The following is a 210-nucleotide window of genomic DNA, read 5'->3' as shown; positions in this document are numbered from 1 at the left end:
ATTCAGCTTTCAAGACAACACTATTCCCTAATGGGCACACTTAGAGAAGAAGAAGTGGCTCAACAGATGCAATCACACCATGTTTTTATCCTGTTTAGCAACTACGAAACCCAGGGGGTCACGCTACTAGAAGCTTTATGCTGTGGGATGCAGGTCATTGGAACAAAAGTTGGCGGCATTCCGGAAATTATAGAAACGGCCCAGGCCGGC

General features: G+C 46.7%; 1 protein-coding gene. It reads left to right on the top strand.

Annotation, left to right across the window (positions count from 1 at the left end; all coding sequences use genetic code 11):
• Positions 1 to 210: glycosyltransferase (locus tag ACRBG0_RS24575; protein ID WP_431489487.1), on the top strand; the 210-nt coding region annotated here is incomplete at its 3' end.

Origin of the sequence: Lewinella sp. (assembly GCF_050633125.1) — a bacterium.
Lineage (GTDB): Bacteria > Bacteroidota > Bacteroidia > Chitinophagales > Saprospiraceae > Lewinella.
Note: the sequence above shows the minus strand (reverse complement) of the source record. Positions and strands in the feature narration are given on the sequence as shown.